We start from the raw sequence: 14,484 nt of genomic DNA on the forward strand, positions 1-14,484 counted from the left end.
CGTGGCCAGCGCGGCACCGATGGCCTGCGCGCCCGTGGCCGGGCTGGTGGTGCCGGCGGCCAGCTGGGTCGTCAGGCTGGTGGCAAACGCCGTCTTGCCGGCCGCGGTGGCGCCCGTCTGCAGCGCCCCCAGGCTGCCCAGCACGTCGTTACCGCCGGCCATGACGAAGACCACTTCGTCGCCCTTGAACTTGCCGCCCACGCGGGCCAGGTGATTCTTGACCTGCGTAACGACAGGCACCGTCAGCGCGCCCAGCGGGCTACCGGTCAGCTTGTGGCCGGGCCCGATGGGATTGGTGACGCGGGCGCCGCCCTGGGCATAGCTGAAGCAGCTGGTGTTTTCCACGACGGGCACCGAGAAGCCCTGCGCGGCATTGCCGTCCAGGCCGGTCTGGGCGGGGCACGGCGCGGGCAGGCCCAGCTGGGCCGCCATCAGTTCCGTCCAGTTCTTGCCCGTCAGTTCCGTCGCCACGGCCGTGTTGTTGCCGTTGATGGTGAACTTGCCGCCGCCCAGCGCCTTGACGGTGCCGACGTTATACGTGCCGACGTCGGACAGGCTGTCGCCAAAGCTGACCTGGGACGCGAACTTGACGCGGTTGACCTGCGCGCCCGGCTGCGGATCGCCGCTGCTGCCGCCACAAGCGGACAGGACGGCGGCGGTAATCATGGCCAGCGCTAGTTTGGTGTGACGCATCTTGTCTCCTGTTGTTTGAGATACCGGCGTAGGGCCAGCGAACGGACGTGCTTATCCGCAAGCTGACTAATATGCCAGTCTCAAGCCCTGCCGTACAAGGGGATTCTGGTAAAAACAACAGGTTTGAGTTGGTTGCAATGCAGCATTCACTATTTACCGCTGCAACGAATCCTTGGCGAGGAAGTCCTGCAGGATGCCGGTGGAGCCGTGGGCGGCGCGGCGCAGGCGGTCGTTGACGCCGAGCCAGTTGTCGTCCTGGGGTGGGGTTTCGACGAGGATCAGTTCGGCTTCCGTGCGGTCCATCGCGCGCAGTGCCGCGTAGAGGCCGTGGGCGTAGCCGGCCGGGTCTTCCGGCAACGCGTGCTGGGCGCAGGCGCGGGTCAGCAGCGGTGAGTAATGGATCAGCGCCACCTTGCGGCCACGCTCGGCCAGCGCATTCAGCGTGCCCTGCACCTGCTCGCCTGGCACCAGCGCCACCGGTGCCTTCGGCGCGTAGTGCGATTCCAGCGTGCCGGAAGCGCGCGGTGCCGTCTGGTCCGGTGCGACGGGCATGGCGCCGATGACGGCGGCGATCTGGGCGGCACCGATATGGCCGGGGCGCAGCAGCACGGGGCCGTGCGTGGCCAGGCGCGACAGGTCGAGGATGGTCGATTCGATGCCGACCTGGCTGGCGCCGCCGTCCAGCACGGCGATGCCGGCATCGCCGCCGAATTCATCCCGCACGTGCTGCGCCGTGGTCGGGCTGACGTTGCCGAACTTGTTTGCCGACGGGGCCGCCACGCCGCCCTGGCCGCCCTTGAAGGCCGACAGCAGCGCCATCGCCACCGGGTGCGACGGGCAGCGCAGGCCCACCGTGTCCTGACCGCCGGAAACGGCGTCGGGAATGTGGGCGTGGCGCTTCAGGATCAAGGTGAGCGGACCGGGCCAGAAGGCGGCGACCAGCTGGCGCGCTTCCTCCGGGATATCTGCTGCCCAGTAATCCAGGTCGGCGCCGGGCGCCAGGTGGACGATGACGGGGTGGTCGTTCGGCCGGCCCTTGGCTGCATAGATGCTGGCGACGGCGGCCGGGTTTTCCGCGTCCGCCCCCAGGCCGTACACGGTTTCCGTGGGAAACGCGACCAGGCCGCCGGCCGCCAGCCTGGCGGCCGCATCAAGAATGGCCTGCTGCGTCACGGCGCGATACCGAGGATGGTGCAGGCGGCCTGCAACTGCTGCTGCGCCTGTTCCAGGGTGGGCGCGACAAACGTCACGTGGCCCATCTTGCGGCCCGGACGGGGATCGTCCTTGCCGTACAGGTGCAGGCAGGCACCGGGCAGCGCGACGACCTTGTCCCAGGCCGGTTCGCGGTACGTGTCGCCGTCGAACCAGACGTCGCCCAGGATGTTGAGCATCACGGCCGGCGAATGCTGGCGCACATCGCCCAGCGGCAGGCGCGCCATGGCCCGCACCTGCTGGGCGAACTGGCTGGTGATGCACGCATCCATCGTGTAGTGGCCGCTGTTGTGCGGACGCGGCGCCATTTCGTTGACGACCAGCGAACCGTCCGCCAGCACGAAGAACTCGATGCACAGCACGCCCACATAACCCAGTTCGGCCACGATGGCGGTGGCCGCGTCCTGCGCCTTTTTCGCGCACACGCCGGACACGTTCGGGCCCGGCACGGTGGTGGTAAACAGAATGCCGTCGCGGTGCACGTTCTCGGCGATGGGGTAGACGACGGACTGGCCATCGACGCCCCGCACCGTCAGCACGGATACTTCATAGGCCAGCGGCAGCATCTTTTCCAAGAGGCACGTGACCTGGCCCATGCCATCGAATGCGGCGCGCACGTCCTCGCGCGAAGCGACGCGCACCTGGCCCTTGCCGTCGTAGCCCATGCGCACGGTTTTCAGGATGCCTGGCAGCAGCTCGTCGCCGATGGCGTCGATGTCGTCCGTGGAGGCAATCACCTTGTGCGGCGCCGGCAGCACGCCGGATTTTTCCGCACAGGACATGAAGAAGCGCTTTTCCAGGATGCGGTCCTGCGCCACCGACACGCCGGCCGCGTTCGGCGCGACAAAAATCTGCTGCGCCAGGCGGGCCAGGCTGTCGGCCGGCACGTTCTCGAATTCCGTCGTGACGGCGGCGCACTGGGCGACCAGCTCGTCCAGCGCGGCGGCATCGGTGTAGCCGGCGTTCAGCAGGCGCTGGGCCACCTGGCCGGCGGGACAATCGTCGCTCGGTTCCAGCACGGCGACCTGGTAGCCCATGGCCTGGGCGGCCTGGGCGAACATGCGGCCAAGCTGACCGCCGCCCATCACGCCCAGCCACGTGGCGGGGTTGGCGGCGGGCACTGCGGGAAGTAATTGTGGCTCGGACAGCGCGGCAAAATCGATGCCGCCCTGCCCTGGCTGGGAAACGATATCAGTCATCATTCGCGGGTAAGGTCATGGCCTGGGCGGCGGCCGTCTGCTGGGCGCGGAAGGCTTCCAGTTGCGTGGCCAGCGCGTCGTCGCCGGCGGCCAGGATGGCCACGGCCGTCAGCGCGGCATTGGCGGCGCCCGCCTCGCCGATGGCGAAGGTGGCGACCGGCACGCCTTTTGGCATCTGCACGATCGACAGCAGCGAATCCTCGCCGCGCAGGTATTTCGAGGGAACGGGCACGCCCAGCACGGGCACGATGGTCTTGGCGGCAACCATGCCCGGCAGGTGGGCGGCGCCGCCGGCACCGGCGATGATGGCGCGCAGGCCGCGGGCCCGGGCCGTGTCCGCGTAGGCGAACATTTCGTCCGGCATGCGGTGGGCCGAGATCACCTGCGCTTCGTACGGCACGCCGAACTGCTTCAGGATCGCCACGGCGTTCTGCATCACGTCCCAGTCGGAACTGGAACCCATGATGACGCCGACCAGTGGCTTGATTTGCTCGGTCATGTCAGGCCTTCAGCTTCTCGCCCGTCAGGCGCTCGATTGCTTCGAAATACTTGGCCTGGGTTTTCTCGATGACCTCGGGCGGCAGCGGTGGCGCCGGTGGGGTCTTCTTCCATTCCGTCAGCGTTTCCAGGTAGTCGCGCACAAACTGCTTGTCGAACGATGGTGGCGACATGTCCGGCGCGTAGGAATCGGCCGGCCAGAAGCGCGACGAGTCGGCCGTCAGCACTTCGTCCATCAGGTGCATCACGCCGTTTTCATCCAGGCCGAACTCGAACTTGGTGTCGGCGATGATGATGCCGCGCGTGGCCGCGTAATCCGCGGCCGTCTTGTACAACTCGATGCTGATGTCGCGCATCTTTGCCGCCAGCTCAGGGCCGATGCGGCTTTCCATGTCGGCAAAGCTGATGTTCTCGTCGTGCTCGCCCAGGTCGGCCTTGGCGGCCGGCGTGAACAGGGGCTCGGGCAGCTTGTCGGCCTGGCGCAGGCCTTTCGGCAGTTCGATACCGCAGATGCTGCCCGTGGCCTGGTAGTCCTTCCAGCCCGACCCGATGATGTAGCCGCGCACCACCGCTTCGACCATGATGGGTTTGAGGCGCTTGGCGACGACGGCGCGACCCTTGACCTGCTCCACTTCGTCCGGTGCCACCACGGATTCCGGCGCCACGCCGGTCAAGTGGTTCGGCACGATATGGCCGAGCTTCTCGAACCAGAAATCGCTCATCTGGTTCAAGACCATGCCCTTGCCGGGGATCGGTTCGTTCATCACGACGTCGAAGGCCGACAGGCGGTCGGTGGTGACGATGAGGATCTTGTCGTCGCCGACAGCGTAGTTGTCGCGGACTTTGCCGTGGCCGAGCAGCGGCAGGGACTTGATGGAGGACTGGTGAAGGCTTTTCATGGGGAGGAAATGTCTTGACGCAAAAGAAACAAAACCGGCGGGAAGGATGAACCCGCCCGCCGGTCGAGTGGGGGGCGGCAAGCCGCCCGAAAGACGAGATTTTACTTCACAATCTGGGACAGTTGACCGGCCTTGTAACGTTCCGCCATTTTCTCCAGCGGAATCGGCTTGATCTGCGAGGCACGGCCTTCGCAGCCGAAGGACAGGAAACGGGCCTTGACCACTTCTTCGGCCGCCAGGCGGGCCGGCTTCAGGAAGTCGCGCGGATCGAACTTCGACGGGTTCTGGAACATGTACTTGCGCACCGCCGCCGTCATCGCCAGACGAATGTCGGTATCGATATTGATCTTGCGCACGCCGTGGCGGATGCCTTCCTGGATTTCTTCCACGGGCACGCCGTAGGTTTCCTTCATGTCGCCGCCGAATTCGCGGATGATGGCCAGCAGTTCCTGCGGCACCGACGAGGAGCCGTGCATCACCAGGTGGGTGTTGGGGATGCGGGCGTGGATTTCCTTGATGCGGTCGATGGCCAGGATATCGCCGGTCGGCTTGCGCGTGAATTTATATGCGCCGTGCGAGGTGCCGATGGCGATCGCCAGCGCGTCGCACTGGGTGCGCTCGACGAAGTCGGCGGCCTGGGCCACGTCCGTCAGCAGCTGCTCGCGCGTCATCGTGCCTTCGGCGCCGTGGCCGTCTTCCTTGTCGCCCTTCATGGTTTCCAGGGAACCGAGCACGCCCAGTTCCGCTTCCACGGTGACGCCGATGGCGTGCGAGAACTTGACCACTTCGCGCGACACTTCCACATTGTATTCGTAGGAGGCGACGGACTTGCCGTCCGCTTCCAGCGAGCCGTCCATCATGACGGAGGAGAAGCCGGAACGGATCGCGGCCATGCAGACGGCCGGCGACTGGCCATGGTCCTGGTGCATGACGACGGGAATGTGCGGATACGCTTCGATGGCCGCGTCGATCAGGTGGCGCAGGAAGGCCTCGCCGGCATACTTGCGGGCACCGGCCGAAGCCTGCATGATCACCGGGCTGTTGACGGCGTCGGCGGCAGCCATGATGGCCTGCACTTGTTCCAGGTTGTTGACGTTAAAGGCTGGCAAGCCATAGCCGTTTTCGGCGGCATGGTCCAGCAGCTGACGCATGGATACGAGGGACATGGTGTTACTCCAATCAAATAAAAACCTTGTGGCGGGCAGCTCGTGGCCGGCCCGCCGAATTCTGGGTGCCTGCGCTCAGCTGAATTCGCCGATCTTGACGATTTTCAGTGCGTTGGTGCCACCGACCTGCCCCATCGGCTCGCCCCACGTAACGACGATCATGTCGCCCTTCTTGGCGATGCCGTGCTCGACCAGCAGGTCCTCGGCCTGCTTCAGCACGTCGCGGCTGGTGCCCTGCTGCAGCAGGTAGTGCGCGCGCACGTTGCGGTACAGCGAAGCCTTGCGCTGCGTCGTCACGCTGGGGGTCAGCGCGAAGATGGGGGTGTCGATATTGTGACGGCTCATCCACAGCGCCGTGGAACCGGATTCGGTCAGGGCCACGATGGCCTTCACGCGCAGGTGGTGGGCGGTAAACAGGGCGCCGTACGCGATCGACTGGTCGATGCGGGTAAAGCGCACGTTGAGGAAATCGGCGTCGAGCTTGTTGTATTCGGACAGCTCGGCCTCGACGCAGACGGCGGCCATCATCTCGACGGTCTCGACCGGATAGCGGCCCGAGGCCGTCTCGGCCGACGTCATCACGGCGTCGGTGCCGTCCAGCACGGCGTTGGCCACGTCGGACACTTCGGCCCGCGTCGGCACGGCGTTGAAGATCATCGATTCCATCATCTGCGTGGCCGTGATGGCGATCTTGTTCGATTCGCGCGCCATGCGGATCATGCGCTTCTGCAGCGCCGGTACGGCGGCATTGCCCACTTCCACGGCCAGGTCGCCGCGGGCGACCATGATGCCGTCGGACGCGTTGAGGATTTCCTGCAGCGCCGGAATGGCTTCGGCCCGCTCGATCTTGGCGATCATCTGCGGCTTGTGGCCGTACGGTTCGCCGGCGATATTGGCCAGCTGGCGCGCCATTTCCATGTCGGTGGCGTTTTTCGGGAAGGAGATGGCCAGGTAGTCGGCCTGGAAGCTCATCGCCGTCTTGATGTCTTCCATGTCCTTGGCCGTCAGCGCCGGCGCCGTCAGGCCGCCGCCCTGGCGGTTGATGCCCTTGTTGTTCGACAGCTCGCCGCCGATCTTGACGGTGGTGTGCACTTCGCTGCCATTGATGCGGTCGACCACCAGCACGATCAGGCCGTCGTTGAGCAGCAGCACGTCGTTCGGGCGCAAATCGTTCGGCAGGTTCTTATAGTCCAGGCCGACGCGGTCCTGGTTGCCCAGTTCGCCGTTCTCGCCCCACTTCGCGTCCAGGATGAACTTGTCGCCGTTGACGAGGTCGATCTTGCCGCCTTCGAACTTGCCGACGCGAATCTTCGGACCCTGCATGTCGGCCATGATCGCCACTTCCCGCCCGCACTCCGCCGCCGCCTGCCGCACCAGGTTGGCGCGGTCGATATGGTCCTGCGCCTTGCCGTGCGAGAAGTTCAAGCGGACCACGTCCACGCCCGCGCGGATCATCTTGGTCAGTACGTTGAAGTCGGTGGAAGCGGGGCCGATGGTTGCGACGATTTTGGTGCCACGGGACATTGAGGGTTCCTTGAGACGGTTCGTTAAAGAGAAAAAAGCGCAGCTCCGGTCCTCGGACTCGTCGCTGCGCTCTGTCACCAGGCTTGCAGTTTATTGCCCCGCAGCGCGGGTCGTCAGGATCTCCACTGCCGGCAAGGTCTTGCCTTCCAGGAACTCCAGGAAGGCGCCGCCGCCCGTCGAGATATAACCGATTTTATCGGTAATGGCGTATTTTGCAATCGCCGCCAGGGTGTCGCCACCGCCGGCGATGGAGAAGCCGTTCGACTCGGCAATGGCCAGCGCCAGGGTCTTCGTGCCGTTGCCGAACTGGTCGAACTCGAACACGCCGACGGGGCCGTTCCACACGATGGTGCCGGCCTGGGCGATCTGTTCGGCCAGCTTCTTCGCCGTTTCCGGGCCGATGTCCAGGATCATGTCGTCGTCCGCCACGTCGGCCACGGCCTTGACGGTGGCTTCGGCCGTTGGCGAGAACTCTTTCGCACACACGACGTCCGTCGGGATCGGCACCTGCGCGCCGCGCTTGGACATCAGGTCGATGATGGCTTTCGCTTCCTCGACCAGGTCCGGCTCGGCCAGCGACTTGCCGATCTTCAGGCCGGCAGCGAGCATGAAGGTGTTGGCGATGCCGCCGCCGACGATCAGGTTGTCCACCTTGTCGGACAGGGCCTTCAGGATCGACAGCTTGGACGATACTTTGGAGCCGGCCACGATGGCCAGCAGCGGACGGGCCGGGGCGCCCAGCGCCTTGCCCAGCGCATCGAGTTCGGCCGCCAGCAGCGGACCGGCCGCGGCCACGGGGGCGAACTTGGCGATGCCGTGGGTGGATGCTTCGGCGCGGTGGGCGGTGCCGAAGGCGTCGTTCACATACACGTCGCACAGCTTGGCCATCTTCTGGGCCAGCTCGTCGCTGTTCTTCTTCTCGCCCTTGTTGACGCGCACGTTTTCCAGCAGCACGACCTGGCCATCCTGCAGCTTGTCCAGGCCGGCACCGTCGACCCAGTCCTGCTTCAGCTCGACCGGCTGGCCCAGCAGCTCGGACAGGCGCGCGGCCACGGGGGCCAGGCTGTCTTCCGGCTTGAACTCGCCTTCGGCTGGACGGCCCAGGTGGGACGTCACCATCACCTTGGCACCGGCCTTGACAGCGGCCTGGATGGCCGGCACGGAGGCGCGGATACGGGTGTCTTCGGTGATATTGCCGGCATCATCCTGCGGCACGTTGAGATCGGCGCGGATAAAGACCCGCTTGCCTTGCAGCGCGTTTTGCGCGACCAGATCCTGGAGACGAATGAAGTTCAGAACAGCTTGCATGGTTTCCCAAAGGACAAGTGATAGAAAGGCTGCTATTTTACCGCAAGCGCGCCCTTGCCAGCTTAACCATTAGAACAAATGCAACAGTCGCACGGCCGTGAACACGAGCATGCCGAACACGATGGTTTCCAGCATATTGCGCCGCCACAGGTACCAGCCGACGGCCGCCACGCCGGCCACGACCTTGCCGTTGACGAGCGTGAACGCCAGGGAGGACGGTTCCAGCAGCAGGTCCGGGCCGACGATGGCGGCCAGCGCGCACGAGGGCGCATAGCGCAGCATTTCCTGCACGCGGCGCGGGATCGCCACCTTGTGCCCGACCAGCCAGAAGCCACTGCGGGTAATGGCCGTCGCCACGGCCAGCGCGATGATGACGATCCAGATCTCCAGGTCGCTCATGGCCGGCCCTTCCCCAGCTTGTCGCCGATTTCCTCGACGGCCATGGCCGTGACCATGCCCACCAGCACGGCCGCCAGCAGACCCAGCTTGTAGGGCAGCCCTGCCGCCAGCACCGACACGACGCCGGCCACCAGCACGCCGCACAGCGCCGGCCGGCTGGCAACCATCGGCACCATCACGCAGATGATGGCCAGGGTACCGGCAAAGCCCAGGCCCCATTCCGTCGGCACGGCGTTGCCGAGGAACACGCCGGCAATCGAGCCCACCTGCCACGCCGCCCAGTTCGGATACAGCAGCCCCTTCAGGTAGGACAGCTTGCCTGGCGCAGGTGTCGGCTCGGGATAGCGTTGGAGGAACAGGGCGACGGAAATGTCGCCGGAGACGAACCCCAGCCCGAGCCGCTTGCGCCACGGCAGCATGGCGAAATGGGGCGCCAGCAGGGCCGAGAAGATAATGAAACGCAGGTTGATGACGATGGCTGTCGTGAAAATCACCCAGATCGGCGCGTTCGCGGCAATCAGGGGCAGCGAAGCGAGTTGGGCCGAACCGGCAAAGACCAGCAAGGTCATGCCCAGGGCCTGCGGCAGGGTCAGGCCGGACTTGATCATCGCCACGCCCACCACGAGGCCCCAGGCGCCGATGCCGAACAGCGTGGGCATGCCGGTGCGCACGCCGTCGCGCCAGGCAGCCGGATCGTGGGTGACAACGTCGCGCAGGGCTTCCGGGTCGCCCGGACCGCCTAGTTGATTAACATGCATTTGTGTGGCGAATTTGTGTAGCTTTCCTGCCACAGACTAACGACGATCGATGGCGGCACATGCTTGGGAAGAACCCGGCCATTCCCGCGCGCGTGGAATTGTCCGGATATCGTGAGGGCATCATTTTAGCGGCGAATGCTGTAGCACGCGCTAATCCGTTAAAATCGTGCTTTTTGAACTCCGGAGCATCACAAGATGAGCAACGCCACCACGCCAGTCGAACTCGAAGGTAAGGACCTGCCGGCATACTGCCCGAACCCGGCCATGCCGCTGTGGTCCGGCCACCCGCGCGTGTTCCTCGACTTTGCCGCCAATGGCGAAGCCAAATGCCCTTACTGCGGCACGGCGTACCGTATCAAGCCGGGCTCGGCAGTTCATCACCACTGATCCCCTGCTCCCTCGTCGGCGGAGACCGCGATGAAAAAGAAACAGCTCAACGGCAGTCCGGCCGAAGTGGAAGCGGCCTTCTACGACGCGCTCAACCGCGCCGACGTGGAAGCGCTGATGGCATTGTGGGCCGACGACGAGGAAGTGGTCTGCGTGCACCCGGGCGGCGCCCGCCTGATCGGCCACGCCGCCATCCGCGCCTCATGGACCATGCTGCTGGAACACGGCGGCCTGCACATCCTGCCGTCGCAGCTGCACGAAACGCATAACCTGATGAGCGCAGTCCACACCGTCGTCGAGGGCAGCACCGCCTCGCAGGGCGAACCGCAACACCTGGTGGCGACGAATGTCTACATGAAGACGCCGAAAGGCTGGCGCATCGTGCTGCACCACGTGTCGATGGCCCCCGGCACGGCGGCCCCGGCCGACGCCCGCTCGCAGGTCCTGCACTAGTTGCTTAAATAATGGGCGGTCCGTCGTTCCGGACAGACCCCATTTTCTGAGCAACTTTTCCTACGCCGCACACGCCATGCACTACAAAGCTCCCCTGTGGCTGCCAAATGGCCATTTCCAGACCATCTATCCGGCCAAATGCATCCCGAAGCCGGCCGTGCGCTTCCGGCGCGAGCGGTGGCCGGCGCCCGATGGCGACTTCATCGACGTCGACTTCATCGACGGCGTCCCGGGCCAGCCCTTTGTCGTGCTGTTCCACGGGCTGGAAGGCTCGTCGGACAGTCACTACTGCCGTGCGCTGGGCGCCGAGCTGGTGGCGCGGGGCTGGTCCGGTGCCATTCCGCACTTTCGCGGCTGCTCGGGCGAGCCGAACCTGGCGCCCCGCTTCTATCACTCGGGCGATGCGCAGGAGGTGGACTGGATCCTGCGGCGCCTGCACCGGCGCGCGACAGGCAAGTTCTACGCCTGCGGCGTCTCGCTGGGCGGCAATGCGCTGCTGCGGTGGCTGGGCGAGTCGCAGCATGCGGCCGAATTCGTCGATGCGGCCGTGGCCGTGTCCGCACCGCTGGACCTGGCGCGCGGTGGCGAGGCGCTGGGCCGGGGCTTCAACCGCCTGTACCAGCGCATGTTCCTGCAAACCCTGAAGCCGAAATGCGCAGCCAAGCACCGGCAGTTCCCTGGCCTGTTCGACCTTGATGCGATGCATGCCGCGCCCGACCTGTACACCTTCGATAATGTCGTCACGGCGCCGCTGCACGGCTACCGGAGCGTGGAGGACTACTGGGACCGGGCCAGCGCCAAGCACGTGCTGGAAGACATCACCGTACCGACCCTGGTGCTGAACGCCCGCAACGACCCCTTCCTGCCCGGCCAGTACCTGCCGCGCAAGGCCTCGTCCCATGTGCTGCTGGACTACCCGGCCGAAGGGGGCCACGTAGGCTTCGCCACGGGCGGCCCGCCGGGCAGCCTGGCCTGGCTGCCGCGCCGCATGATCCACTTCCTCGAGGGAGAACGCAGTATCGGCGCGCCACAAATGGCCGCGCTGTGCGATGCTTGAACCATGGACGATATCGTAAAACAGGCCATGGCCAAATGGCCGAACGTGCCCCACTGTTATGGCTGGCTGGCGCTGGACGCGCGGGGCAACTGGCGCATGCGCGACGAGCGCGCCCAGCATCTGGGCGAACCGGGCGACAAGCTCAATAACGCCGCCCTCGTCGGCTTCATCAACCGCAACTACCAGCACGACGAACGGGGCTGCTGGTATTTCCAGAACGGCCCGCAGCGGGTCTACCTGAACCTGGAAGCAACGCCGTATATCGCCCGCACCGACCCCGGCCACGGCCTGGTGCTGCACACGGGCGCGCCGCTCGCAAGCATCGAGCACGCCTTCCTGACGGAGGCGGGCGAGCTGATCCTGCAAGCGGGCGACGTCGTCGCGCAACTGGACGACCGCGATTTCGCGCAGGTACTGGAATGGCTGGTGGTGGATGGCAAGCCGCTGGCCGATGACGCGCTGCTGGCCTGGCTGGAGGATGGCGCGGCGCCGCTGACATTGCGCAGCGGCGAACACAGCGTGCCTGTGCAACGCATTGCCCGCGCCGACGTGGCCGGGCATTTCGGGTTCATCCGCCTGCCACAACCCTGAGAAACTGCCTTCGATTCAGCGCTGGCTGCCCCACGGCGTGGCGCGCGGCGCGCCGAAGCGGCCGTCGCTGCAACGCGGTGAGCTGGCCAGCACGCCCCGGCAGGCCGGATCGGTGCCGAAGGGGTCGTCTTCCCTGGCCTTGGCCTCCTTGCCGTCCTTGGCGTCCTTGCCGTTCACGCTGCCCGTGACGGCCAGGCCGCTGAAGCCGGCGCCCTTCTTCTCGCCCATCGCCTCGCGCCGCTTGGCCTGCCATTCCCGTTCGCGCGCGTCGATGACGGCCTGTTCGTAGAACGAGGCGTCGCGTGCCTTGCGGGCCAGTTCCAGCTGGTCCAGCGCGGCCTGGGTTCCGCCCAGTAGCGCGTACGATTCGGCCAGCGCGATATGCTGCAACGCGATCTTGCCCATCTTCGAATACGCCTGCGCCAGCAGGTCCTGCAGTTCCGGCTCGCTGCGGTACATCTGCAGCTGGTCGCGCAGGAAGCGTTCGGCCTGCTCCGGCTTGCCGCCCTTGATCAGCGCATCGGCATACTGCCAGACGATGCCGCGCGACAGGGGGAACTTGGCGTGGGCCGCCTCGCCTTCCTTGATGGCCAGGGCCATCACTTCCGGCTTGTTTTCCTGGTCGACCTTGATTTCCAGCGACGTGTAGGCCAGCACGCTTTCGGCGATGCCCTTCGGCAGCGGCGAACTGAAGGCACCGGGCGCGGGTGGCCGCCCGATGGTGGCGGCGCTCTTGTCCAGCCAGCTTTGCGCGCCGGCGTAATCGTGCCGTTTCAGGGCCAGGATGGCCATGCCGTACTGGGCGGACGCGATCTGGTGGCGGCTCGGCTGGGCCAGCTGGTTGCGCAGGAATTCCTCCGTCTCGGCCAGGCCCTTGCTGCTCGTATCCTGCAGCACGCGGGCGCGGGCGCGCACGAGGAAGAAGTCCAGCGCGTCGACCCGCTGCCGGTAAGGCTGCTCGCGGATGCGGGCCTGGATGTCGGCGATGCGCTCCGTCGTCAGCGGGTGGCTTTGCAGGTAGGCCGGCACCAGGTCGCTGTAGTTGCGCGTGGCAGATTGCAGCCGCTGGAAGAAGGCCACCATGCCGTTCGTTTCGTAGCCGGCCTGGCCCATGATCTGGAAGCCGATGCGGTCCGCCTCGCGCTCGGCATCGCGACCGAAGTTCAGCTGGCGCTGGATGGCCAGGCCCTGCCCGCCCATCATGACGCCCATGGCCGCATCGGGATTGGACTTGGCCGCCAGCGCGGCCAGCACCATCGCCGCCAGCGGAATCAAGGCATCGGTCTTCTGCTCGCCCAGCTGGCGCGCGATATGGCGCTGCGTAACGTGGCCGATCTCGTGCGACAGCACGGAAGCCAGTTCGGATTCCGTCTGGGCCGCCAGCAGCAGCCCCGAGTGAACGCCGATGAAGCCGCCGGGCAGCGCGAACGCGTTCAGCATGGGGTCGCGCACGCAGAAGAAGAAGTAATCGTAGTTCGCCTCGCCGCGCACGTCGGGCCGCGCCGACACCAGCGTGTTGCCGAGCGAGTTCAGGTATTCGATGATGGGCGGATCGTCCAGGTAATCATGGTCGAAGCGGATATCGCGCATGATTTCCTCGCCCAGCTTGCGCTCCGTGATCGGCGACAGCGCCTCGCGCGACGTATCGCCCAGGCTGGGCAGGTTGGGCGTATGGGTCAGCACGACCTGGGCCGGCGCCAGCGGCGCGGCGAACAGCAGCGCGCAGGACAGCGCGAGCAGGGATCGGCGGGGGAAGGTTTTCACGATGCTATGATACCTGTTCATCTCTTTGTTGTTTCACTCGACGCTCATTTACCGAACCAGCATGACCGACCAGCTCACCCATTTCGATACGTCCGGCCAGGCCCATATGGTCGACGTCGGCGCCAAGGCGGAAACCCACCGCATCGCCGTTGCCTCCGGCACCATCCGCATGAAACCGGACACTCTCGCCCTTATTCTATCGGGAACGGCCAAGAAGGGCGACGTGCTGGGCATCGCCCGCATCGCCGCCATCATGGGCGCCAAGCGCACCAGCGACCTCGTGCCTCTGTGCCACCCGCTGGCCCTGACGCGCGTGACGGTCGATTTCGACACGGACGAAGCCGAGTCCAGCGTCCACTGCCGCGCGCAGGTCGAAACCTTCGGCAAGACGGGCGTGGAAATGGAAGCGCTCACTGCTGTGCAGGTGGGCCTGTTGACCGTCTACGACATGTGCAAGGCCGTCGACCGAGGCATGGTGATGCTTGATATCCGCGTCATGGAAAAGCACGGGGGCAAGTCGGGGGATTGGAGTGTCACGAGCTGAAGAACGCTCGGTGGGTTCGTTGGGGCCATGAT

General features: G+C 65.8%; 16 protein-coding genes. 5 read left to right on the forward strand and 11 right to left on the reverse strand.

Annotation, left to right across the window (positions count from 1 at the left end; all coding sequences use genetic code 11):
* The 10 genes from GM672_RS05240 to GM672_RS05290 all read right to left on the reverse strand — a co-directional run.
* Nucleotides 1–693, reverse strand: a 693-nt coding sequence (locus GM672_RS05240) for an SGNH/GDSL hydrolase family protein (RefSeq protein WP_260115677.1), incomplete at its 3' end; no start/stop codon positions are given.
* A gap of 153 nt (nucleotides 694–846) precedes the next feature.
* Entirely contained in the window at nucleotides 847–1,866 is a 1,020-nt protein-coding gene (locus GM672_RS05250) for an L-threonylcarbamoyladenylate synthase (RefSeq protein ID WP_170299936.1), read from the reverse strand.
* Nucleotides 1,863–3,104 carry a 5-(carboxyamino)imidazole ribonucleotide synthase gene (locus GM672_RS05255; RefSeq protein ID WP_155469560.1) on the reverse strand — a complete coding sequence of 414 codons (1,242 nt, stop codon included), beginning with the start codon at nucleotides 3,102–3,104 and terminating at the stop codon, nucleotides 1,863–1,865. The genes GM672_RS05250 and GM672_RS05255 overlap by 4 nt, the downstream gene beginning before the upstream one ends.
* Entirely contained in the window at nucleotides 3,097–3,603 is a 507-nt protein-coding gene (gene purE, locus GM672_RS05260) for a 5-(carboxyamino)imidazole ribonucleotide mutase (RefSeq protein WP_155469478.1), read from the reverse strand. Before purE ends, GM672_RS05255 begins: the two co-directional genes overlap by 8 nt.
* Before the next feature lies 1 nt (nucleotide 3,604).
* Nucleotides 3,605–4,501 carry a phosphoribosylaminoimidazolesuccinocarboxamide synthase gene (locus GM672_RS05265; protein ID WP_155469479.1) on the reverse strand — a complete coding sequence of 299 codons (897 nt, stop codon included), beginning with the start codon at nucleotides 4,499–4,501 and terminating at the stop codon, nucleotides 3,605–3,607.
* 101 nt (nucleotides 4,502–4,602) lie between these two features.
* Nucleotides 4,603–5,667, reverse strand: a complete 1,065-nt coding sequence (gene fba, locus GM672_RS05270; protein WP_155469480.1) for a class II fructose-bisphosphate aldolase — start codon at nucleotides 5,665–5,667, stop codon at nucleotides 4,603–4,605.
* Nucleotides 5,668–5,742: 75 nt separating this feature from the next.
* Nucleotides 5,743–7,191 carry a pyruvate kinase gene (pyk, locus tag GM672_RS05275; RefSeq protein ID WP_155469481.1) on the reverse strand — a complete coding sequence of 483 codons (1,449 nt, stop codon included), beginning with the start codon at nucleotides 7,189–7,191 and terminating at the stop codon, nucleotides 5,743–5,745.
* Between the two features lie 90 nt (nucleotides 7,192–7,281).
* Nucleotides 7,282–8,499: a phosphoglycerate kinase gene (locus GM672_RS05280; protein ID WP_155469482.1), complete on the reverse strand. Its 1,218-nt coding sequence runs from the start codon at nucleotides 8,497–8,499 to the stop codon at nucleotides 7,282–7,284.
* A gap of 69 nt (nucleotides 8,500–8,568) precedes the next feature.
* Entirely contained in the window at nucleotides 8,569–8,898 is a 330-nt protein-coding gene (locus GM672_RS05285; RefSeq protein ID WP_155469483.1) for an AzlD domain-containing protein, read from the reverse strand.
* Complete coding sequence (locus GM672_RS05290) at nucleotides 8,895–9,656, reverse strand: AzlC family ABC transporter permease (RefSeq protein ID WP_155469484.1); 762 nt, start codon at nucleotides 9,654–9,656, stop codon at nucleotides 8,895–8,897. Before GM672_RS05290 ends, GM672_RS05285 begins: the two co-directional genes overlap by 4 nt.
* Before the next feature lie 195 nt (nucleotides 9,657–9,851).
* On the opposite strand from GM672_RS05290, the gene GM672_RS05295 reads away from it, so the two are divergent.
* The 4 genes from GM672_RS05295 (at nucleotide 9,852) to GM672_RS05310 (ending at nucleotide 12,144) form a co-directional block, all read left to right on the forward strand.
* Entirely contained in the window at nucleotides 9,852–10,043 is a 192-nt protein-coding gene (locus tag GM672_RS05295) for a zinc-finger domain-containing protein (protein WP_155469485.1), read from the forward strand.
* Between the two features lie 30 nt (nucleotides 10,044–10,073).
* Nucleotides 10,074–10,496, forward strand: coding sequence for a YybH family protein (locus GM672_RS05300; protein ID WP_155469486.1), 423 nt, complete (start codon nucleotides 10,074–10,076; stop codon nucleotides 10,494–10,496).
* A gap of 76 nt (nucleotides 10,497–10,572) precedes the next feature.
* Nucleotides 10,573–11,553 (forward strand): YheT family hydrolase, encoded by a 981-nt coding sequence (locus GM672_RS05305; protein WP_155469487.1) that lies wholly within the window; start codon nucleotides 10,573–10,575, stop codon nucleotides 11,551–11,553.
* A 3-nt stretch (nucleotides 11,554–11,556) separates the two neighbouring features.
* Nucleotides 11,557–12,144: a DUF2946 family protein gene (locus tag GM672_RS05310; protein ID WP_155469488.1), complete on the forward strand. Its 588-nt coding sequence runs from the start codon at nucleotides 11,557–11,559 to the stop codon at nucleotides 12,142–12,144.
* 15 nt (nucleotides 12,145–12,159) lie between these two features.
* Here GM672_RS05310 and GM672_RS05315 read toward each other — a convergent pair whose 3' ends face one another.
* Nucleotides 12,160–13,929 carry a beta-barrel assembly-enhancing protease gene (locus tag GM672_RS05315; protein WP_155469489.1) on the reverse strand — a complete coding sequence of 590 codons (1,770 nt, stop codon included), beginning with the start codon at nucleotides 13,927–13,929 and terminating at the stop codon, nucleotides 12,160–12,162.
* Nucleotides 13,930–13,969: 40 nt separating this feature from the next.
* Here GM672_RS05315 and moaC point away from each other — a divergent pair, with 40 nt between their 5' ends.
* The gene (gene moaC, locus GM672_RS05320) at nucleotides 13,970–14,452 is read left to right on the forward strand and encodes a cyclic pyranopterin monophosphate synthase MoaC (RefSeq protein WP_155469490.1); all 483 of its coding nucleotides are present in this window, start codon (nucleotides 13,970–13,972) and stop codon (nucleotides 14,450–14,452) included.
* Nucleotides 14,453–14,484 lie beyond the last annotated feature (32 nt).

Source organism: Pseudoduganella buxea, from assembly GCF_009720835.1.
GTDB classification, from domain to species: domain Bacteria; phylum Pseudomonadota; class Gammaproteobacteria; order Burkholderiales; family Burkholderiaceae_D; genus Rugamonas; species Rugamonas buxea.

Coding starts and splice junctions, on each gene's coding strand:
- GM672_RS05295 (WP_155469485.1), top strand. CDS start 9,852: ATGAGCAACGCCACCACGCCAGTCGAACTCGAAGGTAAGGACCTGCCG.
- GM672_RS05315 (WP_155469489.1), bottom strand. CDS start 13,929: ATGAACAGGTATCATAGCATCGTGAAAACCTTCCCCCGCCGATCCCTG.
- GM672_RS05255 (WP_155469560.1), bottom strand. CDS start 3,104: ATGACTGATATCGTTTCCCAGCCAGGGCAGGGCGGCATCGATTTTGCC.
- GM672_RS05280 (WP_155469482.1), bottom strand. CDS start 8,499: ATGCAAGCTGTTCTGAACTTCATTCGTCTCCAGGATCTGGTCGCGCAA.
- pyk (WP_155469481.1), bottom strand. CDS start 7,191: ATGTCCCGTGGCACCAAAATCGTCGCAACCATCGGCCCCGCTTCCACC.
- GM672_RS05285 (WP_155469483.1), bottom strand. CDS start 8,898: ATGAGCGACCTGGAGATCTGGATCGTCATCATCGCGCTGGCCGTGGCG.
- moaC (WP_155469490.1), top strand. CDS start 13,970: ATGACCGACCAGCTCACCCATTTCGATACGTCCGGCCAGGCCCATATG.
- GM672_RS05305 (WP_155469487.1), top strand. CDS start 10,573: ATGCACTACAAAGCTCCCCTGTGGCTGCCAAATGGCCATTTCCAGACC.
- GM672_RS05290 (WP_155469484.1), bottom strand. CDS start 9,656: ATGCATGTTAATCAACTAGGCGGTCCGGGCGACCCGGAAGCCCTGCGC.
- GM672_RS05310 (WP_155469488.1), top strand. CDS start 11,557: ATGGACGATATCGTAAAACAGGCCATGGCCAAATGGCCGAACGTGCCC.
- purE (WP_155469478.1), bottom strand. CDS start 3,603: ATGACCGAGCAAATCAAGCCACTGGTCGGCGTCATCATGGGTTCCAGT.
- GM672_RS05265 (WP_155469479.1), bottom strand. CDS start 4,501: ATGAAAAGCCTTCACCAGTCCTCCATCAAGTCCCTGCCGCTGCTCGGC.
- fba (WP_155469480.1), bottom strand. CDS start 5,667: ATGTCCCTCGTATCCATGCGTCAGCTGCTGGACCATGCCGCCGAAAAC.
- GM672_RS05300 (WP_155469486.1), top strand. CDS start 10,074: ATGAAAAAGAAACAGCTCAACGGCAGTCCGGCCGAAGTGGAAGCGGCC.